This is a genomic window from Komarekiella delphini-convector SJRDD-AB1 (assembly GCF_014831675.1).
Classification (GTDB): Bacteria; Cyanobacteriota; Cyanobacteriia; order Cyanobacteriales; family Nostocaceae; genus Komarekiella.
In genome coordinates this window covers 222,436-248,069 of record NZ_VJXY01000005.1, presented here as the reverse complement: position 1 = coordinate 248,069, position 25,634 = coordinate 222,436, and the positions used below count along the sequence as shown (strand labels likewise).

Genomic DNA, 25,634 nt, shown 5'->3' with positions numbered 1-25,634 from the left:
CCCCTCTGCCCCCCTGCCCCTCCGCTCCTCCTAACATCTGCTGCACTCGTTCCGCCAAATATGCTTCTAATTCCGACAAGGGAGCAGAACCTTCAGCAAAACGGGCGAAACCTAGCATTGTCGGTAAGTCTTCCGCGTCTCTCAGTCCTACAGTTGGGATAGTGGGGCTAAGATTACGCAGCGAAAAATCTTCAGAATTAAAGACAGGATTGCAGTGAACAATTGAGGTTCGCCGCATTGGGTCTAACTTGGTGCGGTATACTCGCAACACTTCTGCTGCACCTTTGGGTGGATAGTTCTCGCAACCGTCCGATACAATTACTACCAACTCCGCACCCGATCCTAAAGCGGCTAACAGTGGTGTCGCCAAGTCAGTTTGTCCACGGGGACGCAATTGCAGCGCATCTTCCACGGGTACTGTCCAAAAAGCTCGGTATTCTTTTGATGCAGCTTGCAATAAATAGTAAGTAGCTAAAGCCACACCCAAAGGACGGCGGCGCTTTTCGCCAGAACCAAAACTGGAGTAGCTACAATCTAAGACAGCCGCAACTCTTCCTAACTTTAAAGGTGCTCTTTTTAACGTTAACCGCGCCGATCGCTCTAAGGCTTGGTTTAAAGTATCCCATTGCTGTTGTCTAGTTTCCAATGGCAATGACAAGATATACAATGCCAATTTGGTTAAGGGAAGACGACCTAAATTCAGGTCAATTTCAATCTCGGTACGTTCTGCTGTACCTTGGAAACGCAACTTTTCACCCAAAGTCATCTGCTGTTGAATGCGGGACAAAAAAACATCACGAGGAACTTTGTGTTTAACTGCAAATCCTTCTGCAATGGTGAAAGGAAGCTGATAAATCGCTTCGGCGCTATAGTGCGCTTGGCGAAACTGCTCGAATAATTCAGTTGAGTAGATATTTTGTTTCCAGTTGCGGAAGAGAAAAGTACTCAATTCACCGTGAAGTTTGAGGTGGGCATGGGTGGCGATCGCCCGCACTTTAGCGCGATACTTCACAGCATGGAAACTCATATCATTCCGCATACTTAAATAATCGCGCGCGATCGCTCTACTGCGACGGTTGTTAATTTTCCGTTGACGCAACTGTTGCAAAACCCCCCAAGCTCGTTGTGGTGGTAAAGTGTTAAGTGCATGGGCAATCAATGCACCTTCTTCTTGACGATGTTCTGGGAGCGTGTCCCGTCCTGTCGCTAGTAGCTTGAGAATAATTTGTGCTTGGTTGAAATGGTTGATACCTGCTGCTAGAGAACGAGCATACAGTAAGCGGTAATTACCGAGAATATAATCATGCAAAAAGTCAATTGATACGCGTTGACCGTAAGCATCATCATAAAATTCACGCTGTCCCGTGCAGGCGAGGCAGGCATTGATAAACATCACCAAATCTTCTCGCGTTACCTGTTCGATACGGTTGGTATAGTTAGTAACCATAAGATTAAAGAAAAAAATAATTTAATCTCGTTAATCTCGTTTCCAGGTTCTACCTGGAAATGCTATTCATTGCGGTTCTGCCGCAAATTCGGGAGGCGGTAGCCCTCCAATAAGCATTCACAGTCTCAGACTGGGAACGAGTTAAAGAACTAGAGGCTTGGAACTAGGTAGGTGAAGAGGATGCTGTTCGGGGAAAGGCGGCACAACTAGCTAGGACGATTTAACAGATCGGGTTCGGAAGTTGTACCATAGTCCCGCGAACAGCAAGACTGGGTATTGGGGACTGGGGATATTCAATTATGGTATTACCCTATAACCTTTACACGCCCAGTTGACAGAATTGCTCGCTTTGTGAGATTTGGTGGAGCAATAACTCAGCAGATTTGCTCAGTGCTGTTATAAAAATACCTACTTCATTTTCTGCATCGGATGTCACCCAAGTACCTTTAAGAATAACTTCTACCGAACCGACATCACAAGGATAGAGTTGTACAATATTTTCTTGAGCTGCATCAGCCAGATGAGATAAGTTCACCGGAAGTAGAAAAGCAGCTGTGCTCGGTTCAATATAAATCTTTGTAGGCGATCGCAGAGCCAGGATTACTCTTGTATTTACCTAATTTTCTAAAGATTCGTTGAGCCTATCTAGGCTAAAGTTGTTTTCTGTGTAAGTTAGTTTCAACATCTGGGCTAATTAATATCTCAACTTTTAGTCGTTTACTTATCTATCAGTTGAGATTCTGATTTCTATGCTTTGATTTCCTTATCTATAAAATACAGAGTAACTTGGGGAATTTCCCCTTAGTTAACAGAGCGATGTCTAGCTTGAAAAGTGACGCTCCTGCGTCGCTAGCGCTACGCTAACAGAAACGCTCGCGGACTCGCTACCGCTACGCTAACGGCGAAAACGACGTGATACACTTTTCGCTACGACGGGCTGTTCGGTGATGCAACCGGAAAAGCTTGTAAAATTCAGGAACTTCCAATTGACACTCTACCTGGCTAGAAGCCGTGAGATTCAATGTTTCTATCTGCACAAAACACTTGTTAATATTGCAATCCTTGCGTAATTTTATTAGAAAAAGAGCGATATAAAACTAAAGTAAAATATCTCTGCTTTAAATGAGCAAGGAGTATTTCTATGCATTATTTCTTGAGCACTTGGCTGCCAAACAGACTTCATCGCCAGAGCTTGCTGAGTGCGAGTATGTTAGTTTCTCTAGCTTTGACCTCACCATTGTTTGTAAGCAGTTTAGGAATAGTTAGTGCATCGGCAAAGACGCAAACAGTCCAAAAGCGCACAGACGAGGCATTACGTCTGTACCAAGTAGGCGAACAGCAGTATAACCAAGGTCAATTAAGCCAAGCATTAGAGACATTTCAACGAGTTTTAGTTATTTATCGAGAAATTGGCGATCGCTCCAAGGAAGCAAGGACATTTAATAACATTGGGGAAGTTTATAACGATATCGGTCAGTATCCCAAAGCCTTAGAGTTTTACCAGCAAGCTTTAGCTATTACTAAACAAATTGGTGACAAACAGGGAGAAGCTGCAACACTTAGAGGCTTTGGAGCAGTTTACTCTAGCCAGAGCCAGTATGCCAAAGCTTTAGAGTTCTACCAACAAGCTTTAGGCATTGCCAAACAAATCGGCGACAAGAAACAGGAAGGCCAAACCCTTAATGGTATTGGGGAAGTTTACAACAACATCGATCAGTACGCCAAAGCTTTAGAGTTCTACCAACAATCTTTAGGTATTGCCAAACAAATCGACGACAAGAAAGTGGAAGGCCAAACCCTTAATGGTATTGGGGAAGTTTACAACAACATCGATCAGTACGCCAAAGCTTTAGAGTTCTACCAACAATCTTTAGGTATTGCCAAACAAATCAATGACAAGAAAGAGGAAAGTTATACCCTTAACGTTATTGGAGAATTTTACTCTAGGCAAAACCAGTATGCCAAAGCTTTAGAGTTCTACCAACAAGCTTTAGGCATTGCTAAACAAATCGGCGACAAGAAAGTGGAAGGTCAGACCCTCAATGGTATTGGGGCAGTTTACAACAATCTCACTCAGTATCCCATAGCATTAGAGTTTTTCGAGCAAGCAAATAATATTGCCAAACAAATCGGCGACAAGAAAGGGGAAGGTGCAAACCTTAGAAGCCTTGGGTCAGTCTACTCTAGCCAGCGTCAATATACCAAAGCCTTAGAGTTCTACCAGCAAGCCTTAGCTATTTGCCAAAAAATCGGTAGCAAAGCGGAGGAAGGCTCGACTCTCAACAGTATTGCGGTCGTTTACTCCATTCAAGGTCAGTACCCCAAAGCTTTAGAGTTTCACCAGCAAGCCTTAGCCATTTATCAAAAAATCGGCAGCAAAGCGGGGAAAGGTAAAAGTCTTGCGAGGATGGGGGGATTTTATAACAGCCAGCGTCAGTACCCCAAAGCCTTAGAGTTTTACCAGCAAGCGTTAGCTATTTACCAACAAATCGGCAGCAAGGCTGAGGAAGCCTCTACTCTCAACGGTATTGGGTCAGTTTATTATGCACAGAAGCAGTACCCTAAAGCCCTAGAGTTTATTGAGCAAGCTTTAGCAATTAACAAACAAATTGGCAGCAAAGCGGGGGAAGGTACAACTTTTAATAACATGGGGGCATTTTACTACAGCCAGAGTCAGTATCCCAAAGCTTTAGAATTCTTTGGGCAGGCTTTAGCAATTAACAAACAAATCGGCAACAAGTCAGGAGAAGGTATAAGCCTCAACAGTATTGGGTCAGTTTATTATGGACAGAAGCAGTACAAAAAAGCCTTAGAGTTTTTTGGACAAGCTTTAGCAATTCACCAACAAACCGGCTCCGTTCGGAGTGAATGCATAACCCTGAAAAATATTGGGGCAATCTACCGTAACTTTAATCAAAATCCCAGATCTTTAAACTTGTATCGGCAAGCTTTGGGAACTTGCAAACAAATTGGCATTAAGCTTTGATATGAGATTACCTATTGAGATAGCAGGAGACAGATGGCATCAGACAAGTAGGTTAGAGGTTTTGCGCTTCCCGCTTTAACTGATAAATTTATAGTGGCAGAACCTTGCCTACTCTGTAAAAATACATCATGTTGTTAAAAGACTGAAGAGGGATTGCAACAGAGATTAATTCTGACTTACTCTGGAAAAGCCACTATGCCAGTTTGACGCTACTTGCTACAATGGGAAACCCCCAAAGCTTTGATGGTTAGAAGTCGCTACTCAGACTTATTTTCGGACGTAACTGGCTTCCCAGCATCAGCGCCCTGCCGATAAAGTTCAATAAAACACTTCTTGTATAGCCTAAAACGATGAAAGCATCTGCTAATTTCGACTTTGAAGACGAAAAATTTAATGCACCGCCTTCTCAAGTCATCCCCTGGTGTCAGATGATTAATCCTCGATATGGCACAGATGGCATTCAGCCTCACGGTTTGGCGATTAAGCTGGATAATGCTCACGCTGTTGGCTTTCAACCAGATGACAATTGGCAACAGGTGGAGCATGAATTTAGCTCTGGAGTCGAAACTGTCTTTATTACTAGCACTCCCCAATTAGTTATAGTGCGTCGCGGGCCATTGTCTGTCAAAGACCGGGAAACTGGTCTAAAACTAGGTACGCTGAAAGAGAATTATGATGCTTTTTTAGCAGATAAACTTAAATTTAAAACTTTTACTCGCTATTTAATTTTTTTAGTAGGTGAAAATAAAAAGTTTTTACATGAGTCACCACTACAATTAACTCTTAATGGCGCAGCAGGAGCAAGTTTCAGCAAAACCTATTGTGAATTTCAACAAGGCAAAGTCGTCAGTGGGTTCGTAGCTGAACTAGAAAAGGCTTATGCTATATATCGCAAGCAACCTTTAACGCCAAAAGGCCCGCTATTCCACGCTCACGGGATTTTTTCCCCCATAATTGAGTGTGAAGAAAGAGGCATTGAACCAAATACGGTTCTAGTTGCTTCAACTGTAGACTACAAACATCCTACAGTTGGGACGTTAACACAATACTTGATTGCCTCGGATTCGCTTGAGTCTGCAATGATCTGCAAGACTTTTGAAGAACACAAAGATTTTGGTAAGGAAACTGTAAAACTAGAAACACCCAAGATGGCGATGGCAGGGGTTTCCAACTCTTACGTTTACGCTGATGAAGATGATTTTGCTTATCCGCCGTATTAGGGACTGGGGACTGGGGACTGGGGACTGGGGACTGGGGACAAGGTTAATAACTAATCAATGCCCCATGTCCCATACCCAATGTTCTATTGCCGCAATAGCAAATAATATAGTGAACCATTACCGCCTGTGATACCAGCGCGATCGCCTGCTAGTTTACCAGATCCCATGAAGTAATCTACTCTTCCTGGCCCTTTAATAGCGCTTCCTGTATCCTGATCTAGTACAAAACGGCTCACAGTCCGACGCTCTAGTTTGCCAACACTGGTAGGGTAGGGAAATGAGTTGTAAATCAGCGCTAGTGCTCCCGGAGGCATGAGAGACTTATCTGTAGCAATAGAACGCTCTGCTGTCACTGGTACATGAATACTGCCCGTAGCTGGCCTACCGGCTGTTTCCTGGAAAAAGACAAACCGTTCCCAGCGTGGCAGATAATTATTCAACTCCTGTGGCTGTCTTTGGAAGTAAGTAATCAGTCGCGGTAATGTCAATCCTTCTAGAGGAAGTTTGCCATCTTTTGCCAGTTCTTTGCCGATACTAGTCCAGGGGTAATCTGTTCCACCTGCATAGCCGATTGATGTTTTTGTACCATTAGTTAACTTAATTTGAGCAGAACCTTGGATGTGTACCATATATGCATCAAGGCGATCGCGAAACCAAAGCATTTCTAAACCACGCAATTGGCTTTTATTCCCTAGCAAACCATCTTTCCCTTCCAAATCAATACGTTTGGGATGGGGTTTAGCCCATTGGTTAAAGTCTGGTGGCAGGCGATAAAGGGGATACTTATATGCTGAGGTTTTGACTCGGCTAGCAGTATAAACAGGCTCGTAATATGCAGTGAATTTAACAGTACCCTTGCCATCGTTGCCCACGGATTTGTAAAAAACAAACTCCCGACGGACAGCGGCTTGTAGTTGTGCTGTTGACTTAGAACTAACAACTAGTTGGCGAAAACGTAGCAAACTCCGACGGACGCGATCAAGGGTAATCTCCTTAATGGGATAATTTTGATACGCTGCGATCGCCTCTTTTTTTGCCAAATAACGCAGACTATTGTCAATGGAAGCCAATAGCGCTTTGCGATCGCCTGCTTTACCTCTTTGACCCAAAATTTGCTCATCCCAACCCAAACAAGCGTACTGAGGCGTACAACTTCCCAGAGCAACTGGTTCTAGTGGCGGTATTTGAGGAGTAGTTGGGATTGGCGGTAGCAGGATATCAGGAGCCGTTGGTACTGGCAGTGGTAAGTTAGGAACCTGAGCAACAGCTGACCAGAGTGGATTTATAAGGGCAATTCCCATTAAGGAAAGCAAAGCAAGGGTTTTTCTCATCATTTAGTTGAATCTTTCAACACTTGAACTAAAAACGGGTTCTACTCGGATTGCTACAATCCGAGATGGGCGTACTACCATATACTCCCCTTGAATATTCTTAATCGGCACGCTAATAAAATCATGAGAAGCAGACTTGGGAACAAGTTCGCTACTATACCACTTCTGAAATTCTTGAATAGTCGAAAAACGTACTTCTTCCCTGTGACCGCTTTCCAGTAGGAGGTGTACGGCATATTCATTAGGAGTTCTAGGCATAAGGTTGAATCATTTGAAAAACATCCAACCCATTGTTAACCACGTAACCCCCGAATGAAAAGGGTAAGCATACGGGAGCAGTGAAAGCTTTTCACTAGAAGCGTGATTTGAAATTAGTCATCCATCACTCTAACTCTTAACTTTTACCTTCACTTTAGACGGTCAATGCTTTAACCAGTTCCCAGCGATTTTTTCAAGAAGGATTACAAAAGGGCCAGATTGAGTGGCATCTTCATAGAGAAACAGTATCAGCACTGTTTTGGCAAGTTAAACTTAGTGTTTATTTTTTAAGTTTTTTAACATAATGTTGTGTAATGCCACTTTACAAATAAAGCTGGTATTTAAGCTTGTGCAATATCATTTATATCTGTAGGAAAACAGCTAATTAACAGTTAAACAAATATTAATTTTTTGTTGCAACATAACCTGTTTAGGTACTACCCAAGCTTATTTAGATTATTTCTGAGAGTACAATTACTTCCTTGACTATAAATTTAGTGATGCCTTTGCGATTTTCACGTCGTTTATTTCTTTTACAACTATTAGGTTTGACATTAGCTGGATGCCAATCAACACCATCTTTTGAAGGCGTGTTAACTATTGGTGTTATCAACTATGATGGCAGCGAAGAGATTATTAACCAATATGCTAAATTTAATCGTTATTTAGGTGAAAAAACAAAGGCATACATTCAGCTAGAGCCTGTTTTCAACGAAAATAAGGCGATTGAGAGTCTTGAGGCTCGTGCTTGGTCATTGGTATTTGCGCCACCAGGGTTAGCGGCTATTGCGATCGCTCGATATCAATATATTCCACTTTTTCCTTTACTGGGTGTGAGTAATTTACGCTCAATCTTGGTTGTTCGTAAAGACAATCCGATTCAGGATTTAAAACAATTACAGGGTCAAATAGTTGCTTTAGGTCAACCAGGTTCAGCAACCGGATATTATCTACCTCTTTATAATCTTTATGGTTTGACATTAGCTGAAGTACTGTTTGCACCCACACCCAAAACAGTATTAGAATTTGTGACTCAAGGAAAGGCAACTGCTGGGGCTGTTTCGATCGCAGAATTTAATGAAGCAGGCCAGACCAATTTACGCACACTCTATACAGACCCTCACTATGTTCCATCTGGTGTGGTTTTGATTGGGCCTAATATCGAACGCAACCGCCAAGAGTACATCCGCCAAGTTATGAGCGAATTTCCTTCAGTTTTGGCTGAAGAAATAGGGTATATACCTAATGGGAAAGTCCCGGATTATCGGTACATGATTACTGTGGTTGAGCGAGTGAAATTAATTGCTTCCCAGTTACAAAACAAGCCTGCACGTTTATTTTGAGTTGACTTATAACATTCCTCACTTACATTCAACTTCCAGGAATGTTATATACTAAAATTGAATCTGTGAAAATACCTTTTTCTTATAACTCAGTATCTATGTTTATTCGTATTCGCTAGTAACTTCTCGTAACCCCTTTACCACTTGCAACAGACAAGACAAGCACCTGTCTGAAGAAGTTTTGTGCAATTAGGTAACAAATTATTTGGTTACGAGGCTTCCTTTATGCCAATTAATGCTAGCGAATTGAGGAACCCAGTTATGAGTCAAGTGGCAGTAGTTCACTTTCCAGATTTCCATTTCGACTATTACAGCATTATTCTCCACAGAACCAAGCCGCAAGTGTTAATGCTAACTAACGAAAATGGCTGGTCTTTGCCGTGGTTTGTGCCTTACGAGCATCACTTTGGGGTTGTGAACCATATAAATCGAGCAATTAAAGCACAATTAGGATTGGATGTAACTGTACTGCGCTGTTTCTATGAAGATTACAGTCTAGAAACCAAAGCTGGGTGCAGGGTGTACGCAATGGAAAATCACTCTCTTCAATGGAAACCGCCTAAAAATGCACGTTGGTTTGAGTTCGAGGAATTGGATAGCGTCAAATTTGCTATTGCCAAAATTCGTCAAATCCTTGAGTCTTGGTTTTCTGAAATTAGCAGCAATAACATCTCCGAAAAGCGAGTTCCTTGGGCAAAAATAGGCTGGTTTGATCAAGCTACAGCCTGGATTAATTCACAAATTAATTCATTAGGAGTGAGTGCAACTACTCAAATCGAACAAGTGAGATCCCAAACTCGTTCATGCGTTTTAAAAGTTAGTACAACAGCTGGAAAAATTTACTTCAAAGCGACATTTGGGAAATTTGCAGATGAACCCATAATTACCAATTTTATAACTCAATTTTATCCCGAAAGCTTGCCTAACTTATTAGCTACAGATACACAAAATAACTGGATATTAATGGTAGATTTTGGTAGCAATAATCTGGGAAAACTCACGGATGTTACTCAATGGGAAGAAGCACTAAGTTTGTTTGCTAAGATGCAAATTCAGGCTGTTGCTCAGGTCGATAAATTGTTGGATATTGGCTTTCCTGACCGAAGAATTGATAAACTCGTTAGTCAGATTGAGCCGCTATTGGCAGACAACTCTGCGCTACTAGTGCCACAAAACGAGCCACGTCTTTCCGAAACTGAAATCACGACATTACCCTGTTTAACACTTCAACTGATGAGAATGTGCTATGAACTATCTACTTACGGCATACCCCAAACCTTGATACATGGTGATTTTCATTGTGACAATGTGATTGTTACTGATGAAAAATTTATTTATTTTGACTGGTCTGATGGTGCAGTATCTCATCCCTTTTTCGATGCGATTTTCTTTTTACAAGATATTACACAGCAACTTCCCGATGTAATTGATGTGCAAGTACGTTTACGTAATTCTTATCTAGAACCTTGGACAGTTTATATGCCAATGGAGCAATTAATTTCTGTGTTTGAAAAAACGCAACCTGTCGCTGCTCTCTACCATGCCATTATCAGTTACGAAATCACTCAAAATATTGAAGTTTCTCATAAATGGGAAATGAAAGAAGCGGTTCCTTATTGGCTGAGAATCTTACTAACACAAATTAACTTAACTATATAGTCACAGACAAGCTTGCCATATTGGGCGCACCGCGTACTAAGTATATACGCCCAGTGTAATAGACGCGTAGGTTGGGTTGAACAGAGTGAAACCAAAGATATACAAGACTTTGAGGTGTTGGGTTTCATTACTCAAACGCCAGGTGCTACAACGGAGGGAACCTCCGCAACGCACTGGCTCCCCAACCTACATGTGTAGCTTAAAGACATAACAGCCATATTTCTTTGGAAAGACGCAATTAAACTTTTGCTTCCCTAAGATTTTAAGGGTTGAAAGCGCACAACGGGAATTATTTGGTTTGGAGTCGTAACGGAGGATTCATGCAAATTCATCATCTCAATTGTGGTTGCATGTGCCCGATTGGCGGGGCACTCTTCGATGGCTTCAGTCGCGGCCCAGCGGCTCACCTTGTCTGCCACTGTCTGCTAGTCGAGACAAACCAAGGACTTGTTCTGATCGATACTGGCTTTGGACTGCGCGATATCAACTTGCCTTACTCCCGACTCAGCCCGTTCTTCATTCATTTCAATCGCATTCAGTTTGATCAGAAATACACGGCACTCGCTCAAATTGAGCAGCTCGGATTTTCCCCGCAAGACGTGCGTCATATTGTACTAACTCATCTCGATTTTGATCACGCTGGTGGTCTAGAGGATTTTCCTGAAGCAACCGTGCATGTAATGCAGACTGAAATTGAAACTGCACAAGACCGACACGGCTTCATCGCCAGAGGGCGCTATCGTCCAGAACAGTGGGACGAGGTTAAGCACTGGAAGCACTATTCAAAAGGAGGTGAACCTTGGTTTGGCTTTGAGGCAGTACGTGACCTCGCCGGACTACCGCCAGAGATTCTTCTCATCCCGCTTGCCGGTCACACGCGTGGTCATGCAGGTATCGCCATCGAGACGCCGGAAGGCTGGCTTCTACATGCTGGCGATGCTTACTTTTACCGACATGAGATGGGATCTGCCAAACCGCACTGTACACCTGGTCTACGTGCTTACCAATGGATGATGGAGGTAGACCGCAAGGCTAGGTTGCTCAATCAAGACCGGCTACGTGCATTATCGCGCGATCGCAGTCAGGATGTGCGCCTCTTCTGTAGTCACGACGCTATGGAGTTTAAAGCGTTCGCTGACCAATCTAGCGGCTTTCAAAACTAGAAATTTCATCATTTACGAAGGTTATGCCAGTCAAATCAATGCTGGAACCAGAACTTATTCATGCTGCTGAGCCTTCAGTGCCATATACTGAAACTCAACGCAGAAATACTCATGCTCGTAACTAAGTCTCTATGTATAAGATTCGCTAGCAAAGTCTCGTAACCCCTTTACTAGTTGCAACAGACAAGGAAAGCACCTGTCTGATGTAGTTTTGTGCAACTGAGTGACAAATTTTTTGGGGTTGCGAGGTTTCTTTTATGCCAATTAATGCCAGCGAATTGATAAAAGAGGAAACCAGTTATGAGTCTAGCGGTTATAGTTCATTTTGCAGATTTCCATTTCGACTATTACAGCATTATTCTCCACAGAACCAAGCCGCAAGTGTTAACGCTAGCTAACGAAAATGGCTGGTCTTTGCCGTGGTTTGTGCTCCTGCTGACTATTCAGGTTTTTGCGGTCAAGATTATACGCCCAGTAAATAACAGTACGTACAAAATATATTCTCTCAACTCACTGAAATCACCACGCCCACACTTTCATTCGCCAATCTATCCACCGCGCACACAGCATAAGTTCCCGGTTGGACTGTAGCAAAGGTTGTGCCAGCAGATAAAATTCGTTGAAGTGTCCAAGTATCTCCACTTTGGCGATAAAGTGTCCAAGAACGAATCGGTTGAGTATCACCAGGTTGCCAACTGAGTTTGCGGTTGTTGACTTGCAGTCCTGTGGGAGGGGATGGCGGTGTTGTGTTCTGCCAAGACAAAGTTGGAGGTAGCGCAGGTTTGTTATAAAGTAGACTTTGGAATTTATCAGCAATGCCTTGACTATTTTCTGTCAAAACACCGAGATTAAAGAAAATATTTCCCAGTGAGAACTGTCCAGCTTGGCTACGACTAATTTTCACTTGCTTTTCAATCTCATCACTCTCCCGACTCTTGTTGCTTGGTTCTGTCAGATTGTTACCAGCATAAACGTGCCTTTGTTTTGTATTTACCTGTGTCCACCACTTGAGTAATGCAGAGTAACTTTGTTGTGTTTGGTCAGTGCGCCAGTAAAGTTGAGGAGCGATATAATCAATCCAGCCTTGTTCTAACCATTTTTTGGCGTCGGCATAGAGCACATTGTAAGCATCTAAACCAGTAATTCCAGGGGGTTGTCCGGGGCGATAAATCCCAAAGGGACTAATACCAAATTTAACGTGGGGTTTGGTTACTTTAATCCCTTGCCAGAGGCGCTGTACCATTTTATTAACATTGTCCCGTCGCCAGTCGCCGATGTTGAGTGTACCACCAGCTGCTTTATATGCAGCGTAGGTTTTGTCATCGGGAAAAGATTGTCCCTCGATGGGATATGGATAAAAATAGTCATCTAAGTGAATGCCATCAATATCGTAGCGCTTCACTACGTCCAGAATTACGTTGTATGCTCTGTCTTGAACAATTTTTGCTCCTGGTTCCATCCACAACTGATTACCCCATTGGTAGACAACTTCTGGATTAGTCACAGCTATGTGAGGGCGGACATTGGGCGAACCTTTAATGCTAGTCTTGGCGCGGTAGGGGTTAAACCAAGCATGAACTTCAATATTGCGCTTGTGACATTCAGCGATCGCAAACTCTAATGGATCATAAAATGGTTCTGGTGCTTTACCTTGAGTTCCTGTTATCCAAGCACTCCAAGGCTCTAATTGAGAAGCATACAAAGCGTCTCCCTCTGGTCTTACCTGGAAGATGAGGGCATTAAAGTTTAGTGTTTGTAATTTATTGATAATTTCAGTTAGTTCAGCTTTTTGTTGGACAGCGGTTAGTCCTGCTTTAGAAGGCCAATCACCATTCCACACAGCTGCTACCCACGCCCCTCGGAATTCCCGGCTGTGATTTAGCTTCAGGCTCCCAGGGGGTGTTGGTGTTGGCGTTGGTGTTGTGGGTGTGGATGTTGGCGGCACTACTAAATAAACAGAGACAATCTTTTCTGCCTGACCCAAATAAACTAAAGCTTGATAAATAATCACTGCCACATCACTACGGGTGGCTGCCAGATTAGGATTAAGTAATTTAATATTTGGGAAATTAGGTACTAGCCCAGCACTAGTTGCAATAGCTATCTGATTTCTAGCATAAGCAGGAATCTGCACAGCATCTTGATAAATTTGTGGGAGTGCTGACAAGAGGTCAGGTTTTATCTTCGCGGCAATTTCCAACCCTGATACTAGAGAAACTAAAACTTCTACCCTCGTAATTCGGTTATTTGGACGGAAAGTTTTATCAGGGAATCCGCTAATAAATCCTTTTTCGTAAGCTGTTTGAATTGCAGCAGCAGCCCAATGATTGGTAGGTACATCGACAAAGGCAATATACTCTCGCTTTTGAGTAACTGTAGGAAATGCTTTGGTGATGATGGCAGCAAACTCAGCGCGGGTGAGTGAGTTATTTGGACGAAAAGTCCCATCAGGATAACCATTCACAATGCGACGCCCTGCTAAGGCTTCAATGAATCGGCGTGTCCAATGGTTTTGAATATCCGAGAAAGAAGTAGAAGTAGATACCATTGTCGATTGCAGCTAGCTGCCCTTAATTTTGATTTCCAATGATAATCTAGCAACATGAGGCGATCGCTGCTGAAATATCCTGTAAACTTTCACTATTCATCCCCACCCTATGAGTACATTGAGGCTGGGGACTTTCGCGTTACGTTAAACAACATATTCTAATCTCTTACTCTCTGCGTCTCTGCGTGAGACAAATTCATATTCTCAATCAACAACACCAAAAATTCTTTCCTTTGCTGCTTAGTCTGATTGCACAGTCGTTCTAAGTTGAGATACCAGCTTGAAAAATTTGTTCTGCGGTTAAGTTCAATTCTGCAAAAATGGGTGATTTGATGCCATCGTCGCCTCGAAACTGGCTGACTTGATACTCATCTTCTACCAAACTATAAATCGATATAGTTGCTTGTTTGGGGTTGCCAATGAATCGTCTACCGCCTAAAGCTGCATAATCTATAATCCAGTATTCTGGAATGCCGACTGCCTCATAGTCAGCGGCTTTTTTTAAATAATCATCTCTCCAGTTGGTACTTACCACCTCAACAACCAACGCAATCGATGCTGCTTGGCTAACTGTAGATGCTTTTTTCCACAGAGGTTCATTTACTAAATTGGGACGATTTAACAACAGCACATCTGGCGAGTAAGCTGATTCGCCCTCCAATGGTTTAACAAATGCTGTTTTTGGTATGAAATAAGGCAGCTTTAAACGCTTGTATTCCATAACAATTTCTCCAATTAGAAATCCAATAATGCTTTCATGGTCGCCTGTTGGTGGGGGCATTTCAACAATTACTCCGTCATACAGTTCATATCGGCGTTGCGCGTTTTCTGGATACCAAGCAACAAATTCTTCAAACGTAACTATTTTATGTAAAGCCTGAGTCATAATTTAGTTCCTCAAAGCAAAACTGAATATATGCAGATGAGCCAAAATTACTTGATTGAGGGCTGACGCCATCTTAATATACGTTTTTGCATACTAAATTCAAAGCGCCCATTGCTGCATTTTACCCAAAGTTGGCCGATAGTGCGAAGCTCAGTTGCATTTTCGCTTGCAGTTGCTCATTATAGATAGTGACAACGAATACCTAAATGCAAAGCGATCGCCAAACGATACCATATTCTCAAGTAGGAAGAGGTACTAAGGTAAGGTTAAACAAAGGATGCGTTAATTTTTGCAGGTCGATGACAATCGCATTGCAGATCGATGCATTGGCGGTGGCTAGATCCCCGACTTCTTTAAGAAATCGGGGATCTAGCCCACAACTGAAAAACTGATCGCTAGTTAAAAGGGTCAAGCCTTAAAACACGAAACTTTCGCTATTTAAGCTGCCTGTATTTGTTGTGTTCACCGTGAGGAAAGATCTGAAACTGCTATCGCCATTGCGGCCATCAGGATCAATTTGCACTGTGAAATTTTTGTTACTACTACCTTGCACAACTTTCACATAGCCATCGGTTATTGCGTTGCCAGTGTAATTTTTATTCAATAGGTCGTCGAGCAACTCAGTGAGAACGATTTTGTCTGCGCCGATTTGGAAGTCAGTGATTGTATCACCGCGATGATTAATATCAGTGTAGACAAATTGGTCATTGCCGCCTTTACCCGTGAGTTTATCGGCACCTGATGAGCTGAGGAAGCGATCGCCATCGGAAGTTCCAGTTAAGGTATCATTAGCTGAACTACCAGTCAGTGCAGATGTACTTTGAGCAGAAGTACTAGCCAATGTAGATGTAGCATTATTCGCACCGCTAAATTCATACGCCCCACTGTCAGGGTCGCCATCACGTTTAAAACCGCGTTGGTCGTTTGTTGGTACGCCCCCAACAGCTGCACCAATGGCGGGGCTACCAGCCAGTAGCGGATGAACTAGATCACCGTTGACGTTTTGCAGGGAACCCAGTTTGGGGTCAGCAATTCGGGAATTGGCAGTTACTCTGGAGTTTCTGCTATTTGCTGGAGCTGGAAACTCAACATTCCCACCACCATCACGCAATTGGAACGAGGTCTGCTGACCAGTTCCAGAAAGATTGTTTGCTGTATTGTTGGCAACAATTGAATTGGTGAGTGTTACGGGTTGCCCACCAACAACCCAAAACGCTCCGCCGTTCTTTTGGGCGTAGTTTTTGAAAAAAGTCGAGTTTTTGACGTTGAGTTTGGCATCTGCGCTGGGATTAATGGCTATTGCGCCACCCAATCCTTTATCGGTAGTTGCTCTGTTTCCAGAAAAGGTAACGTTTTCGAGGTTGATGACCGCATTTTTTGAGGTTGTATCCCCATCTAACCACAACCCACCGCCTTGTCCTTCGGAAGTGTTGTTGGCAAAGGTAACATTGCGAACCGTCACATTACCATTGAGTCGTGCCCCCCCTCCTTGAGCAATGCCTTTGTAGTTAGACTTGGACTTATTGTCGATAATCTTGGTGTTTTCAACAATTGTCTTGTCTTTGCCGTAACCATACAGATAAAGTGCTCCGCCTGCGCCAAAACCCTCATTTCCTTCAAAATGGCTGCCACTGACCTTAATTGTGCCACCTGGAGATGATGCGCTCGCCCTTGGGCCGCCAATACTTGCGCCATCTGCGAAAATTCCCGCAGCTCCATCTTTTGAGCGGTTGTTGAGGAAAACGGAATTTTCTACAGTCAGGGGGCCTAGTTGGGTGTAAATCGCACCACCCGTTTGACCACTGTTATTCGTGAATCGACTACCTTTAACAGTTAGTGAGCCATTATTGTCGTTAGCGATCGCACCTGCACTAAAACCATTTTTGGTAATAGTACCATCGTTGTTGTCAAAGGTACTGTTAATCACTGTGGCATTACTACGGAAACCAACGTGAATTGCCCCACCTTGACCACCAACATTATTTTTGAACTGAACATTGTCCACCGTTAGTTCACTGTTGGAACTAACTCTAACTGCACCGCCTCTTCCTCTGTCATATCCATCGGTAATGGTCAAGTTTTTCAGAGTGACATCAGTTCCGTATGCAGTGAAGAATATTCGGCTTTTGTCATTGCCACTGATGGTTAAGTTATTAGCCGCAGCACCATTAATAGTGACATCACTTTTAACTGATAATTCACCACTGGTGAGCTTAATCGTTTTATTCGCCAGCCCAGATGCAAATGCAATCACATCTCCATCTTTAGCTTGGGCGAGTGCATTTCTCAACGAACCTGCACCCTGATCGTTGGCGTTTTGGACGATGATAGTAGGCATTCAAGAATTCCTCTAAATTATGCTTGGTTAACTATTTCTTGCTACTCAGGCATCGCACAGAATTAACTTACCTGTGTGCTGGAGGGGAAGAAAGATTCAAACCATTTCGAGGTGAAATCTAGTAATTAGAGTCCCCATGAAAATCAGACTTGTCTGGTTAAACGCTTGACAGTTCTTTGCCAGTGAGTTTTTTGCCCTTCTGATACTTGTCCTCATCTATCTGAGTCTTAATTGTCAGTTGAGCTATTTTTCATTTAGGAGAGTCAAATTCAACTTAATCATCATACATGACTTTTTTCGCTATTTTTTTCAATGCTGGGATCACTTTCTAAAACATAGCCTCAAAGTGTTGCTATTTCGTTGTCTTATTATCATTAAATAAAAATAATTGAGAATAAAATATTTTAAAATTATGACTTTTTTGACGTTTCAAGACTTAGCGGTAAAAGTCAGCAGTCCAAAATTCCATTACACATATCCATTACAGTGAATGCTAATACTTCTGCATATAACGATGAAACAATGAAATAAGAAAAATTAATTAAATAGCAAGATGTTGTAGAGGAAGCAGAACCATCAAAGCAACCTTTTTGATTAATTCATCTCCAGATTTTCCTTAAAATGTAGGCAGTGTTTGGGATACAGGTGAGGTCTTGCATATTTTTTAAATTAATGCTTATATTGATAACTAGTAATCAGCAGTCCACCATAGAAAAAAATGGACAGCTTTGTTATGTGAGGTTTATAGTCTTTAGAGAGCAACCGTTAAAGCCATTTTCAATCTGAATGGCAAAAAGCTGACATCAATGTATTTCAACTCAATTTGGATAAATTTATTATCCGAGGTATTGATTTACATATACTCTTTGAGGTTACGACATGCGAAATATTCTGATCGAACTTTCATCTAGAAAGAGTGCTTGTGATTAGCCTGATTTATGCTGGTTTCTACCTTTATTTGCATTTAGCTTGTTTGCCATCTTTTATATCGATACTCCAGCAATGCAACCGATGATCAAACCTGCGAGCAATTATCCAATTATTGACTGCACACCTAAGCGTGCTAAGTTATGTTAATGTTGCGATGCTATCCCTGCAATGCCACTAATAGTAATTTCAATTGAACCTAATCATTTGCAAAATTACACAATGCATATATGGCAATAATAGCTACACGCTGGGAAATTTTATCATTCTCAATTAATGGGCAATGGGCAGTAGGCAGTGAATATTGATAAGAGGCTGAGGGAAAAACTCTTCTTTCTTGCTTCTCTACTTCTTCCTCGTACTCTATGCCCTATGCCCTATGTTCTATACCCCATACCCCTTGTGAGCGTAGTTTTTCATTCCTTTTGTTTGAGATGTGGTTACATCCGATATGCACCCGGTTGCCCATTTTGGACTGCAAACGAAGCTAGAGTTCTGATAGAAGCATTTGAGTCAGTAATGCTGGATACAACACGATAGTCGCTTTGCCAGCGTTCTGTGGTGAGGTGACAGCGGACATAACCCCGGAATGCACCGTCGAAAAACTTGGTGTGGGGATTGTCGCTCAGAGCAGCTTCAACTGGAGGGATGAACTGGGACGGAAAGTCAGAAGAAATTGAGGTTCCCACAAACTCCGTGCCAACTGTTGCGGAAGTCGGTTTGCTAAAATCAATCTTGAGGTCGTGTACCCAACTAGAGTGGATATCTCCAGTAATGACCACAGGGTTTGATGGTTGTCGTTGGTTCAAGAAACTCAGGAGGCGATTACGTGCAGCTACGTAACCGTCCCACTGATCCACGTTGAACACTCCGATGTCTGGGCTAGCACTAAAATCGTATTCTGCTAACATGGTCTGTTGAGCAATCACATTCCAACGCGATCGCGACTTATCTAATCCTTTAAATAACCACTGCTCTTGCTCTGAGCCTGTCATAGTAGCATTTACATCAGAGGCTTGGTCACAACGGGGCTTGAGTCCGTCATCACAAGGTTGATCAGTGCGATACTGGCGGGTATCTAGCACGCTAAACTCAGCTAAATCACCATAAGTAAACCGTCGATACAGCTGCATGTTTGCTCCTTGGGGCAGCGAAGATTGACGCAGTGGCATGTGTTCGTAGTAAGCTTGGTAAGCATTAGCTCGCCGCGCCACAAATGCTTGCTGGCTTTGGTCATCTTCAGGTATCAAGTTTGCATAGTTGTTGTCAACTTCGTGATCGTCCCAAGTGACTATCCAGGGAAAGGCTGCATGAGCAGCTTGTAGATTCGGGTCAGTCTTGTACAAAGCGTGGCGGTTGCGATAATCAGCAAGGGTGACTATTTCTGGGCTGTTATGTTGGCGTGGGCCACCCGATTGCGGCCCGTACTCGTAAATGTAGTCCCCAAGATGAACAACTAAATCAAGTTCCTCATCAATTAAATGCTGATAAGCTGTGTAGTAGCCGTTTTGCCAGTCTTGACAAGAAACAAAGGCAAAGTTTAGTTGTTTGATAGAACTATGGAATGTGCTAGCTGTACGAGTTCGCCCGATGGGGCTAACTTCATTACCTACTTTAAACTGATACCAATACCATCGGTCAGGCTCTAGCCCACGTACATCAACGTGTACCGAGTGGGCTAATTCTGGAGTCGCCAGCGTTTTCCCGCGTTGTACGACTTTCTTCATATTCTCATCAAGCGCAATTTGCCACTGGACTACAACGTTTCTGAGTGGCATTCCACCGCCGAAGAGTGGAGCGGGAGCCAGTCGTGTCCATAATACAACACCATCTGGCAAAGGATCACCAGAGGCAACACCAAGACTGAACGGATAGTCAGAAAACCTCGATTTTGCCAATGCTGGAAGTCCTTGGCTAGTAACCGCTAACCCGGTTAAGAACGCTGCACCCAGCAAAAAACTCCGCCGTCTGTATTGATTGGATAACAGGCCGCAATTTTTAAGTTCCATATTCACCCTTACTTTTGATGTCGATACTGTTGGCATTTAGGAGCGTCAGTTACGAGTAGCACAAAGACTTTTAGTGGCTTGTTTTGACTCGTCTCCAGCTTGCTCAACTAAACAAAAGGAACCTACCAATCTAGGATCAAGTAAGGATTAAGGTAATGTTAAGTTTGACTGGTAAATCCTGATCAGAAAACTTGGTACACACCACTCAACCAGTTGCGGCGATCGCTAACTCGTCAAAGCGCTCCTGCTTTGGTCAATGCTTTGAATTGTTTGGTTAAAGTGCATGAAGTTGTTTTTCAACGCATTCCTTAAAAGATGGCAACGGTATTACTTGGGGCATAACAATATTAAGCATACTGTTCGTTATGCCAAACTTGTATTTACCAACTTTTAGAGGCTTTGGGATAATGAATGTTTAAAACCCTTGCTTAATTGTCACCCATCTCCTCCGAAAAAAATCGCTCTCCTAGCTCTCCTAACTGTATGTGGTTGTCTAGCTGTAAAGAAATTACAGTTGGCAATTCTGCTTGATTAACTGTTTTAAATGTTTTAATTATCCCCTTAACTGTCTTAACTGTCTTAACTGTCTTAACTGTCCACTGAATTGTTTATTTAGCTGTCTTAATCTGCTATTGCATTTTCTGGATAAAGCTGAGATGATAAGAATCAGATTTTATTTTTGAAAAACACTACGAAATAATAATATATAGTTGATGTAATGTTCTTAATATTTAAATCTAGGAAATACATTCTAATTTACTAAAAATTGTCTATCAGACTCGCGATACGGTTTGGTTAAAAGGTAAAGAATAAAGGTTTTAAATACATGCTTTTCCTTTTTTGCCAGACCATAAGAAAATTAATAATATTTATTTACCTACTAAATAATTAGATAACTCAATAATTACAGAAAGCTCCTCTACTTTTACAGTGAATGTGCTTTATCAATATTCCTGTGGTTCTACAGGTAAACCTAAAAGAGTATATAGAACTTAAAATAATACTATTGCTTAAAATTTTTGTCAGCTATTAAAGCTAGCTACATCTAATTCTATTTTTAGCACAGATAAAATAACATTACTAAGCAATTTAATTCACCGGATATTAACTCTAAAACGGCTTTGTGTGAAACAATTTAATCTATATGCAAACTCAAGTTTTTCCTAATCAACCTTCAAAAAATACTTCTTATCTTTCGGCTTTTAATCAATTTTGGGAAGATGTAAAAAGGCTCGCAGGGCCTTACTGGTATCCAACAAAGGCAGAGAAAAGAGCATTTTCAGACGTGATTAGTGCATGGGGGATGCTAGCTCTCTTGCTATTACTAGTAATGGCGCTTGTGGGCGTAACTGCCTTTAATACTTTCATTACTCGTGATCTAATCGATATTATTGAAAAGAAAGATTATTCTAGCTTTCTTCAAACAATATCGCTTTTCGCCGTTGGTCTTTTCTGCGTGACATTATTGGTAGGATTTTCTAAATTTGTCAGAAAGAAAATTGCTCTTGATTGGTATCAATGGTTAAATAATCACATTTTAGAAAAATATTTGCGGAATCGCGCTTATTATAAAATCAACTTCAAATCTGATATTGATAACCCAGACCAACGTCTAGCTCAAGAAATCGAACCTGTTACCAGAACTTTTTTTAGTTTTTCAACTACTCTTTTAGAAAAAGTGTTGGAAATGATGATTTTTTTAGCAATTCTTTGGTCAATTTCTAAATTTGTTGCATCTGTTTTACTTGTTTATACAATCATAGGAAATTTAATTGCTCTTTACTTAACTCAAGAATTAAATAAGATTAATCAAGAGAAACTTCAAGTTGAAGCTGACTATAATTATTCTCTAACTCATGTTCGTAATCATGCCGAATCAATAGCTTTTTTCCAAGGAGAAAATCAAGAATCAAATATAATTGGTCGGAGATTTAGTCAGGTTATTAAAAATGTTCAACGCAAGATTAATTGGGAAAGAAATGAGGAAATTTTTAACCGAGGGTATCAGGCCCTTATCCAAATATTTCCTTTTTTAGTACTTGCACCTTTATATATGAAGGATGAAATTGATTTTGGCCAAGTTAGCCAAGCTAATATGGCTGCAAATCTATTTGCAAGTGCGCTGGCAACACTAATTAATGAATTTGGAACTTCAGGGCGATTTTCAAGTTACGTTGAGCGTTTAGCTGAATTTTCTGATGCGTTAGAAGCTGTTACCAAACAACCCGAAAATGTAAGTACGATTAAAACAATAGAAGAAAATCGTCTGGCTTTTGAGGATGTCACCTTACAAACGCCTAACTATGAACAAGTGATTGTTGAAGATTTGTCACTTTCTGTTCAGCCAGGAGAAGGTTTATTGATTGTTGGGCCTAGTGGTCGAGGTAAAAGTTCTTTATTACGCGCGATCGCTGGTTTGTGGAATGCGGGAACTGGTCGTCTGGTACGACCTCCTCTAGAAGAAGTCTTATTTTTACCCCAACGTCCTTATATAATTTTGGGAACTTTGCGCGAACAATTACTCTATCCGCATACAGACCGAAAAATGAGCGATCGCGAACTCGAAGAAGTTTTACAACAAGTGAATCTGCAAAACTTGCTTACCCGCGTGGATGGCTTTGACACAGAGGTTCCTTGGGAAAATATATTATCCTTGGGAGAACAACAACGCCTCGCTTTCGCACGACTATTAATTACACATCCTAGCTTCACCATATTAGATGAAGCAACGAGTGCTTTGGATTTGAATAACGAAGGAAATTTATACAAACAATTACAAGAAACGCAAACAACTTTTATTAGTGTTGGACATAGAGAAAGTTTGTTTAATTACCATCAATGGGTTTTAGAGCTTTCAGAAGATTCTAATTGGCAACTGATTTCCATAGAGGATTATCAACTGCAAAAAGCAATTGTCATTAATCCACCGGAAAAGGCTCAAATAATAATAGATACTTTCTCTAACAATGAACTTCAAATAAAACCAGAAATATCAGCGGCAACAGCCACAATTGTCGGGCTTTCTCATAAAGAGATGAAAACATTAACAGACTATTCTCTTACCACTATCAGAAGTAGGGCAAGCCAAGGAAGATCCATCACTACTAAGGATGGCGAAACCTACCACTATGATAAAGACCCAAAGGTGTTGAAATGGGTAAAAATTTAAGGGCTACTCATACTTTGGTTATTAACTTTGTTTTGTGACTTTAAGCAGAGTAAAAGTAGAAAAGCTGTCGCGCATATAATTTGCACATCTTTTCGTGTTGGCTGTTGACTGTTGAGGGTTGATAGTTAACCGTCAGCAGTTAACGAACCTCATGAGTGACTGTGCAATTTAAAAGCGTAATAGCTAATCAGGTTGAGTTAGGAAAATAAAAATTTGGCTTTTGCTATAAACTAATGCTAAATCAAAACCAAACACCCTTATTAAACGCCTTAAAAGCTAATGCAGCACGTCCCCACGCTCCTTTTTACACCCCAGGACATAAGCAAGGCAAGGGCATTTCTCAACCATTAGTTGATTTACTGGGTAAAGCTGTGTTTTGCGCTGATTTGACCGAATTAGCTGATTTAGATAATCTGTTTGCACCCCAGGGCGTTATCCAAGAATCACAACAACTGGCGGCTGAGGCTTTTGGTGCTTCACAAACATGGTTTTTAGTCAATGGTTCTACTTGTGGAGTGGAGGCGGCAATTCTCGCTACCTGTGGCGTCGGCGATAAAATCATTCTGCCTCGAAATGTGCATTCTTCTGCGATCGCCGGTTTAATTCTCTCTGGTGCTATCCCAATTTTTGTAAATCCTGAATATGATCCAGTTTTAGATATTGCCCACAGCATTACGCCTAGTGCTGTACAATCTGCGCTCCAACAACATCCTGATGCCAAGGCTGTCTTGGCAGTTTATCCAACATATTACGGTGTTTGCGGCGATTTGAGCGCGATCGCTCACATTACCCATCAATACAATATCCCTTTACTCGTAGACGAGGCCCACGGCGCACACTTCGCTTTTCATCCAGAATTACCCACCCCAGCTTTAGCCTGTGGCGCTGATTTAACTGTACAATCCATTCACAAGGTACTTGGTGCTTTGACACAAGCATCAATGTTGCATATCCAAGGTCATAGGATAGATAGCGATCGCATCAGTAAAGCTTTGCAACTCGTACAATCTACTAGTCCTAGTTATTTACTTTTAGCTTCTCTGGATGCAGCACGTCAGCAAATGGCATTGCACGGAAACATGCTGATGTCTCGCACTTTGCAACTTGCACAAGAAGCTAGAACGAGAATCAGCCAAATTCCGGGATTATCTACCCCCCTTGTCTTTAAAGAGGAGATAAGATCATCTGGTTTTGTTGCTTTAGATCAAACGCGACTAACTGTCACAGTTTCTAATTTAGGTTTAACTGGATTTGAGGCAGATGAAATTCTGGATGAAAAATTGGGTGTTACCGCTGAATTCTCATCAATGCAACATCTCACTTTTATCATTAGTTTGGGTAACACCCATGCCGATATTGAGCAATTAGTCCAAGGTTTCACCACTCTTGCCCAAGAGTATCGCCAAAACTTGACTTTAAGAACCCCGATTTGTCAAAATCTTGTAAGTACGATGGGATATTCTTGGCGTTTTTCTCCTCGTGAAGCTTTTTTTGCTGTTAGTGAAACATTACCTTTGGCAAAAACAAGCGATCGCATCTGTACTGAAACGGTCTGTCCCTATCCTCCAGGAATTCCCGTTTTAATGCCAGGAGAAATCATTACCAAACCTGTTCTTGACTACCTGCAACAAATCCAGGCGATGGGAGGATTTATCAGCGGTTGTGCAGACTCTAGCCTACGTTCGTTAAAGGTAGTGAAAGAATGAGTAATACTAATAGGTTTAAAATAGATGAAGATAAAGCTTTTAGTTCCAGCAATATTACTTTCAATAGTAACTATTTTTAATGGAGTTGCTTTTGCTCAGACTCCAAAGAGTCCGATCGCACCCACTACTAATACTCAAGAAATAGAAAAAACTAATAATATCAGACAATTACTCAAGATAACTGGTGCAGAAAATCTTTCTCGGCAAATAATGCTTCAATTAGTAGATAGCATAAAGCCTCAATATCCCCAAGTACCCCAAAAAGCTTGGGATACTTTTCTGGCAGAACTCAAGCCAAATGAGATGATCAATGAATTAATTCCTGTATATGCGAAATATTTCACCAATGAAGAGATAAAACAAATGATTGCATTTTACGAAACACCTTTAGGCAAAAAAACAATTAGTGTTCTTCCTCAAATTTCGCAGGAATCAACAGAAATTGGTCAAAAGTATGGAATAGCAGCGGCTAAAAGAGCTTTGCAAAAGTTAGAAGCGGAAGGATATTTACGTCGTCGTCCCTAAAAAAGATTTGACGCAGAATTTGCAATTTTTATATAGATTGGCTCGGTACTTTTTAGATTGAATTATTCTGCGTCAAGATGCTAACTGGATAGGTAAAAGAAACCGCCTTTCGCATTGAT

At 41.7% G+C, this 25,634-nt stretch carries 15 protein-coding genes and 2 pseudogenes; 8 read left to right on the top strand and 9 right to left on the bottom strand.

What is annotated here, in order from left to right; genetic code table 11:
* On the bottom strand, nucleotides 1-1,447 hold a 1,447-nt coding region (locus FNW02_RS07485), incomplete at its 3' end, for a hypothetical protein (RefSeq protein ID WP_191756922.1).
* A gap of 319 nt (nucleotides 1,448-1,766) precedes the next feature.
* Nucleotides 1,767-2,051 (bottom strand): annotated as a pseudogene (locus FNW02_RS07480) (alr0857 family protein); the annotation flags it as partial.
* 537 nt (nucleotides 2,052-2,588) lie between these two features.
* Between FNW02_RS07480 and FNW02_RS07470 the strand changes: the two are divergent.
* A complete protein-coding gene (locus FNW02_RS07470; protein WP_191756920.1) occupies nucleotides 2,589-4,433 on the top strand; it encodes a tetratricopeptide repeat protein in 1,845 nt (614 codons plus the stop codon).
* Nucleotides 4,434-4,783: 350 nt separating this feature from the next.
* Nucleotides 4,784-5,653 (top strand): DUF5895 domain-containing protein, encoded by an 870-nt coding sequence (locus FNW02_RS07465; protein WP_191756919.1) that lies wholly within the window; start codon nucleotides 4,784-4,786, stop codon nucleotides 5,651-5,653.
* An 83-nt stretch (nucleotides 5,654-5,736) separates the two neighbouring features.
* Here FNW02_RS07465 and mltA read toward each other — a convergent pair whose 3' ends face one another.
* Nucleotides 5,737-6,984, bottom strand: coding sequence for a murein transglycosylase A (gene mltA, locus FNW02_RS07460; RefSeq protein WP_191756928.1), 1,248 nt, complete (start codon nucleotides 6,982-6,984; stop codon nucleotides 5,737-5,739).
* A gap of 3 nt (nucleotides 6,985-6,987) precedes the next feature.
* On the bottom strand, nucleotides 6,988-7,242 hold the full coding sequence (locus FNW02_RS07455; protein WP_191756918.1) for a hypothetical protein: 255 nt from the start codon (nucleotides 7,240-7,242) through the stop codon (nucleotides 6,988-6,990).
* A gap of 500 nt (nucleotides 7,243-7,742) precedes the next feature.
* Between FNW02_RS07455 and FNW02_RS07450 the strand changes: the two genes are divergently transcribed.
* The 3 genes from FNW02_RS07450 to FNW02_RS07440 all read left to right on the top strand — a co-directional run bounded on the left by FNW02_RS07450 (nucleotide 7,743) and on the right by FNW02_RS07440 (nucleotide 11,407).
* A complete protein-coding gene (locus FNW02_RS07450) occupies nucleotides 7,743-8,585 on the top strand; it encodes a phosphate/phosphite/phosphonate ABC transporter substrate-binding protein (RefSeq protein WP_191756927.1) in 843 nt (280 codons plus the stop codon).
* A gap of 183 nt (nucleotides 8,586-8,768) precedes the next feature.
* Complete coding sequence (locus tag FNW02_RS39885) at nucleotides 8,769-10,244, top strand: phosphotransferase family protein (protein WP_348535371.1); 1,476 nt, start codon at nucleotides 8,769-8,771, stop codon at nucleotides 10,242-10,244.
* Between the two features lie 320 nt (nucleotides 10,245-10,564).
* Nucleotides 10,565-11,407: an MBL fold metallo-hydrolase gene (locus tag FNW02_RS07440; RefSeq protein WP_191756916.1), complete on the top strand. Its 843-nt coding sequence runs from the start codon at nucleotides 10,565-10,567 to the stop codon at nucleotides 11,405-11,407.
* 505 nt (nucleotides 11,408-11,912) lie between these two features.
* Here the strand turns inward: FNW02_RS07440 and FNW02_RS07435 are convergent.
* The 5 genes and pseudogenes from FNW02_RS07435 to FNW02_RS07415 form a co-directional block, all read right to left on the bottom strand.
* The gene (locus FNW02_RS07435) at nucleotides 11,913-13,955 is read right to left on the bottom strand and encodes a glycoside hydrolase family 10 protein (protein ID WP_191756915.1); all 2,043 of its coding nucleotides are present in this window, start codon (nucleotides 13,953-13,955) and stop codon (nucleotides 11,913-11,915) included.
* 262 nt (nucleotides 13,956-14,217) lie between these two features.
* Entirely contained in the window at nucleotides 14,218-14,841 is a 624-nt protein-coding gene (locus FNW02_RS07430; RefSeq protein ID WP_191756914.1) for a Uma2 family endonuclease, read from the bottom strand.
* Nucleotides 14,842-14,888: 47 nt separating this feature from the next.
* A pseudogene (locus FNW02_RS39490) lies at nucleotides 14,889-14,987 on the bottom strand (hypothetical protein); the annotation flags it as partial.
* A gap of 269 nt (nucleotides 14,988-15,256) precedes the next feature.
* Complete coding sequence (locus tag FNW02_RS07420) at nucleotides 15,257-17,179, bottom strand: choice-of-anchor Q domain-containing protein (RefSeq protein WP_191756913.1); 1,923 nt, start codon at nucleotides 17,177-17,179, stop codon at nucleotides 15,257-15,259.
* Nucleotides 17,180-18,546: 1,367 nt separating this feature from the next.
* Complete coding sequence (locus FNW02_RS07415) at nucleotides 18,547-20,115, bottom strand: alkaline phosphatase D family protein (RefSeq protein WP_191756912.1); 1,569 nt, start codon at nucleotides 20,113-20,115, stop codon at nucleotides 18,547-18,549.
* A gap of 1,144 nt (nucleotides 20,116-21,259) precedes the next feature.
* Here FNW02_RS07415 and FNW02_RS07410 point away from each other — a divergent pair.
* The 3 genes from FNW02_RS07410 (at nucleotide 21,260) to FNW02_RS07400 (ending at nucleotide 25,515) form a co-directional block, all read left to right on the top strand.
* On the top strand, nucleotides 21,260-23,284 hold the full coding sequence (locus FNW02_RS07410; protein WP_191756911.1) for an ABC transporter ATP-binding protein/permease: 2,025 nt from the start codon (nucleotides 21,260-21,262) through the stop codon (nucleotides 23,282-23,284).
* Between the two features lie 233 nt (nucleotides 23,285-23,517).
* Nucleotides 23,518-24,990 (top strand): aminotransferase class I/II-fold pyridoxal phosphate-dependent enzyme, encoded by a 1,473-nt coding sequence (locus FNW02_RS07405; protein ID WP_191756910.1) that lies wholly within the window; start codon nucleotides 23,518-23,520, stop codon nucleotides 24,988-24,990.
* Between the two features lie 24 nt (nucleotides 24,991-25,014).
* Nucleotides 25,015-25,515, top strand: a complete 501-nt coding sequence (locus tag FNW02_RS07400; protein WP_191756909.1) for a DUF2059 domain-containing protein — start codon at nucleotides 25,015-25,017, stop codon at nucleotides 25,513-25,515.
* Nucleotides 25,516-25,634: the final 119 nt, after the last annotated feature.

Coding starts and splice junctions, on each gene's coding strand:
- FNW02_RS07470 (WP_191756920.1), top strand. CDS start 2,589: ATGCATTATTTCTTGAGCACTTGGCTGCCAAACAGACTTCATCGCCAG.
- FNW02_RS07465 (WP_191756919.1), top strand. CDS start 4,784: ATGAAAGCATCTGCTAATTTCGACTTTGAAGACGAAAAATTTAATGCA.
- mltA (WP_191756928.1), bottom strand. CDS start 6,984: ATGAGAAAAACCCTTGCTTTGCTTTCCTTAATGGGAATTGCCCTTATA.
- FNW02_RS07455 (WP_191756918.1), bottom strand. CDS start 7,242: ATGCCTAGAACTCCTAATGAATATGCCGTACACCTCCTACTGGAAAGC.
- FNW02_RS07450 (WP_191756927.1), top strand. CDS start 7,743: ATGCCTTTGCGATTTTCACGTCGTTTATTTCTTTTACAACTATTAGGT.
- FNW02_RS07440 (WP_191756916.1), top strand. CDS start 10,565: ATGCAAATTCATCATCTCAATTGTGGTTGCATGTGCCCGATTGGCGGG.
- FNW02_RS07435 (WP_191756915.1), bottom strand. CDS start 13,955: ATGGTATCTACTTCTACTTCTTTCTCGGATATTCAAAACCATTGGACA.
- FNW02_RS07430 (WP_191756914.1), bottom strand. CDS start 14,841: ATGACTCAGGCTTTACATAAAATAGTTACGTTTGAAGAATTTGTTGCT.
- FNW02_RS07420 (WP_191756913.1), bottom strand. CDS start 17,179: ATGCCTACTATCATCGTCCAAAACGCCAACGATCAGGGTGCAGGTTCG.
- FNW02_RS07415 (WP_191756912.1), bottom strand. CDS start 20,115: ATGGAACTTAAAAATTGCGGCCTGTTATCCAATCAATACAGACGGCGG.
- FNW02_RS07410 (WP_191756911.1), top strand. CDS start 21,260: ATGCAAACTCAAGTTTTTCCTAATCAACCTTCAAAAAATACTTCTTAT.
- FNW02_RS07405 (WP_191756910.1), top strand. CDS start 23,518: ATGCTAAATCAAAACCAAACACCCTTATTAAACGCCTTAAAAGCTAAT.
- FNW02_RS07400 (WP_191756909.1), top strand. CDS start 25,015: ATGAAGATAAAGCTTTTAGTTCCAGCAATATTACTTTCAATAGTAACT.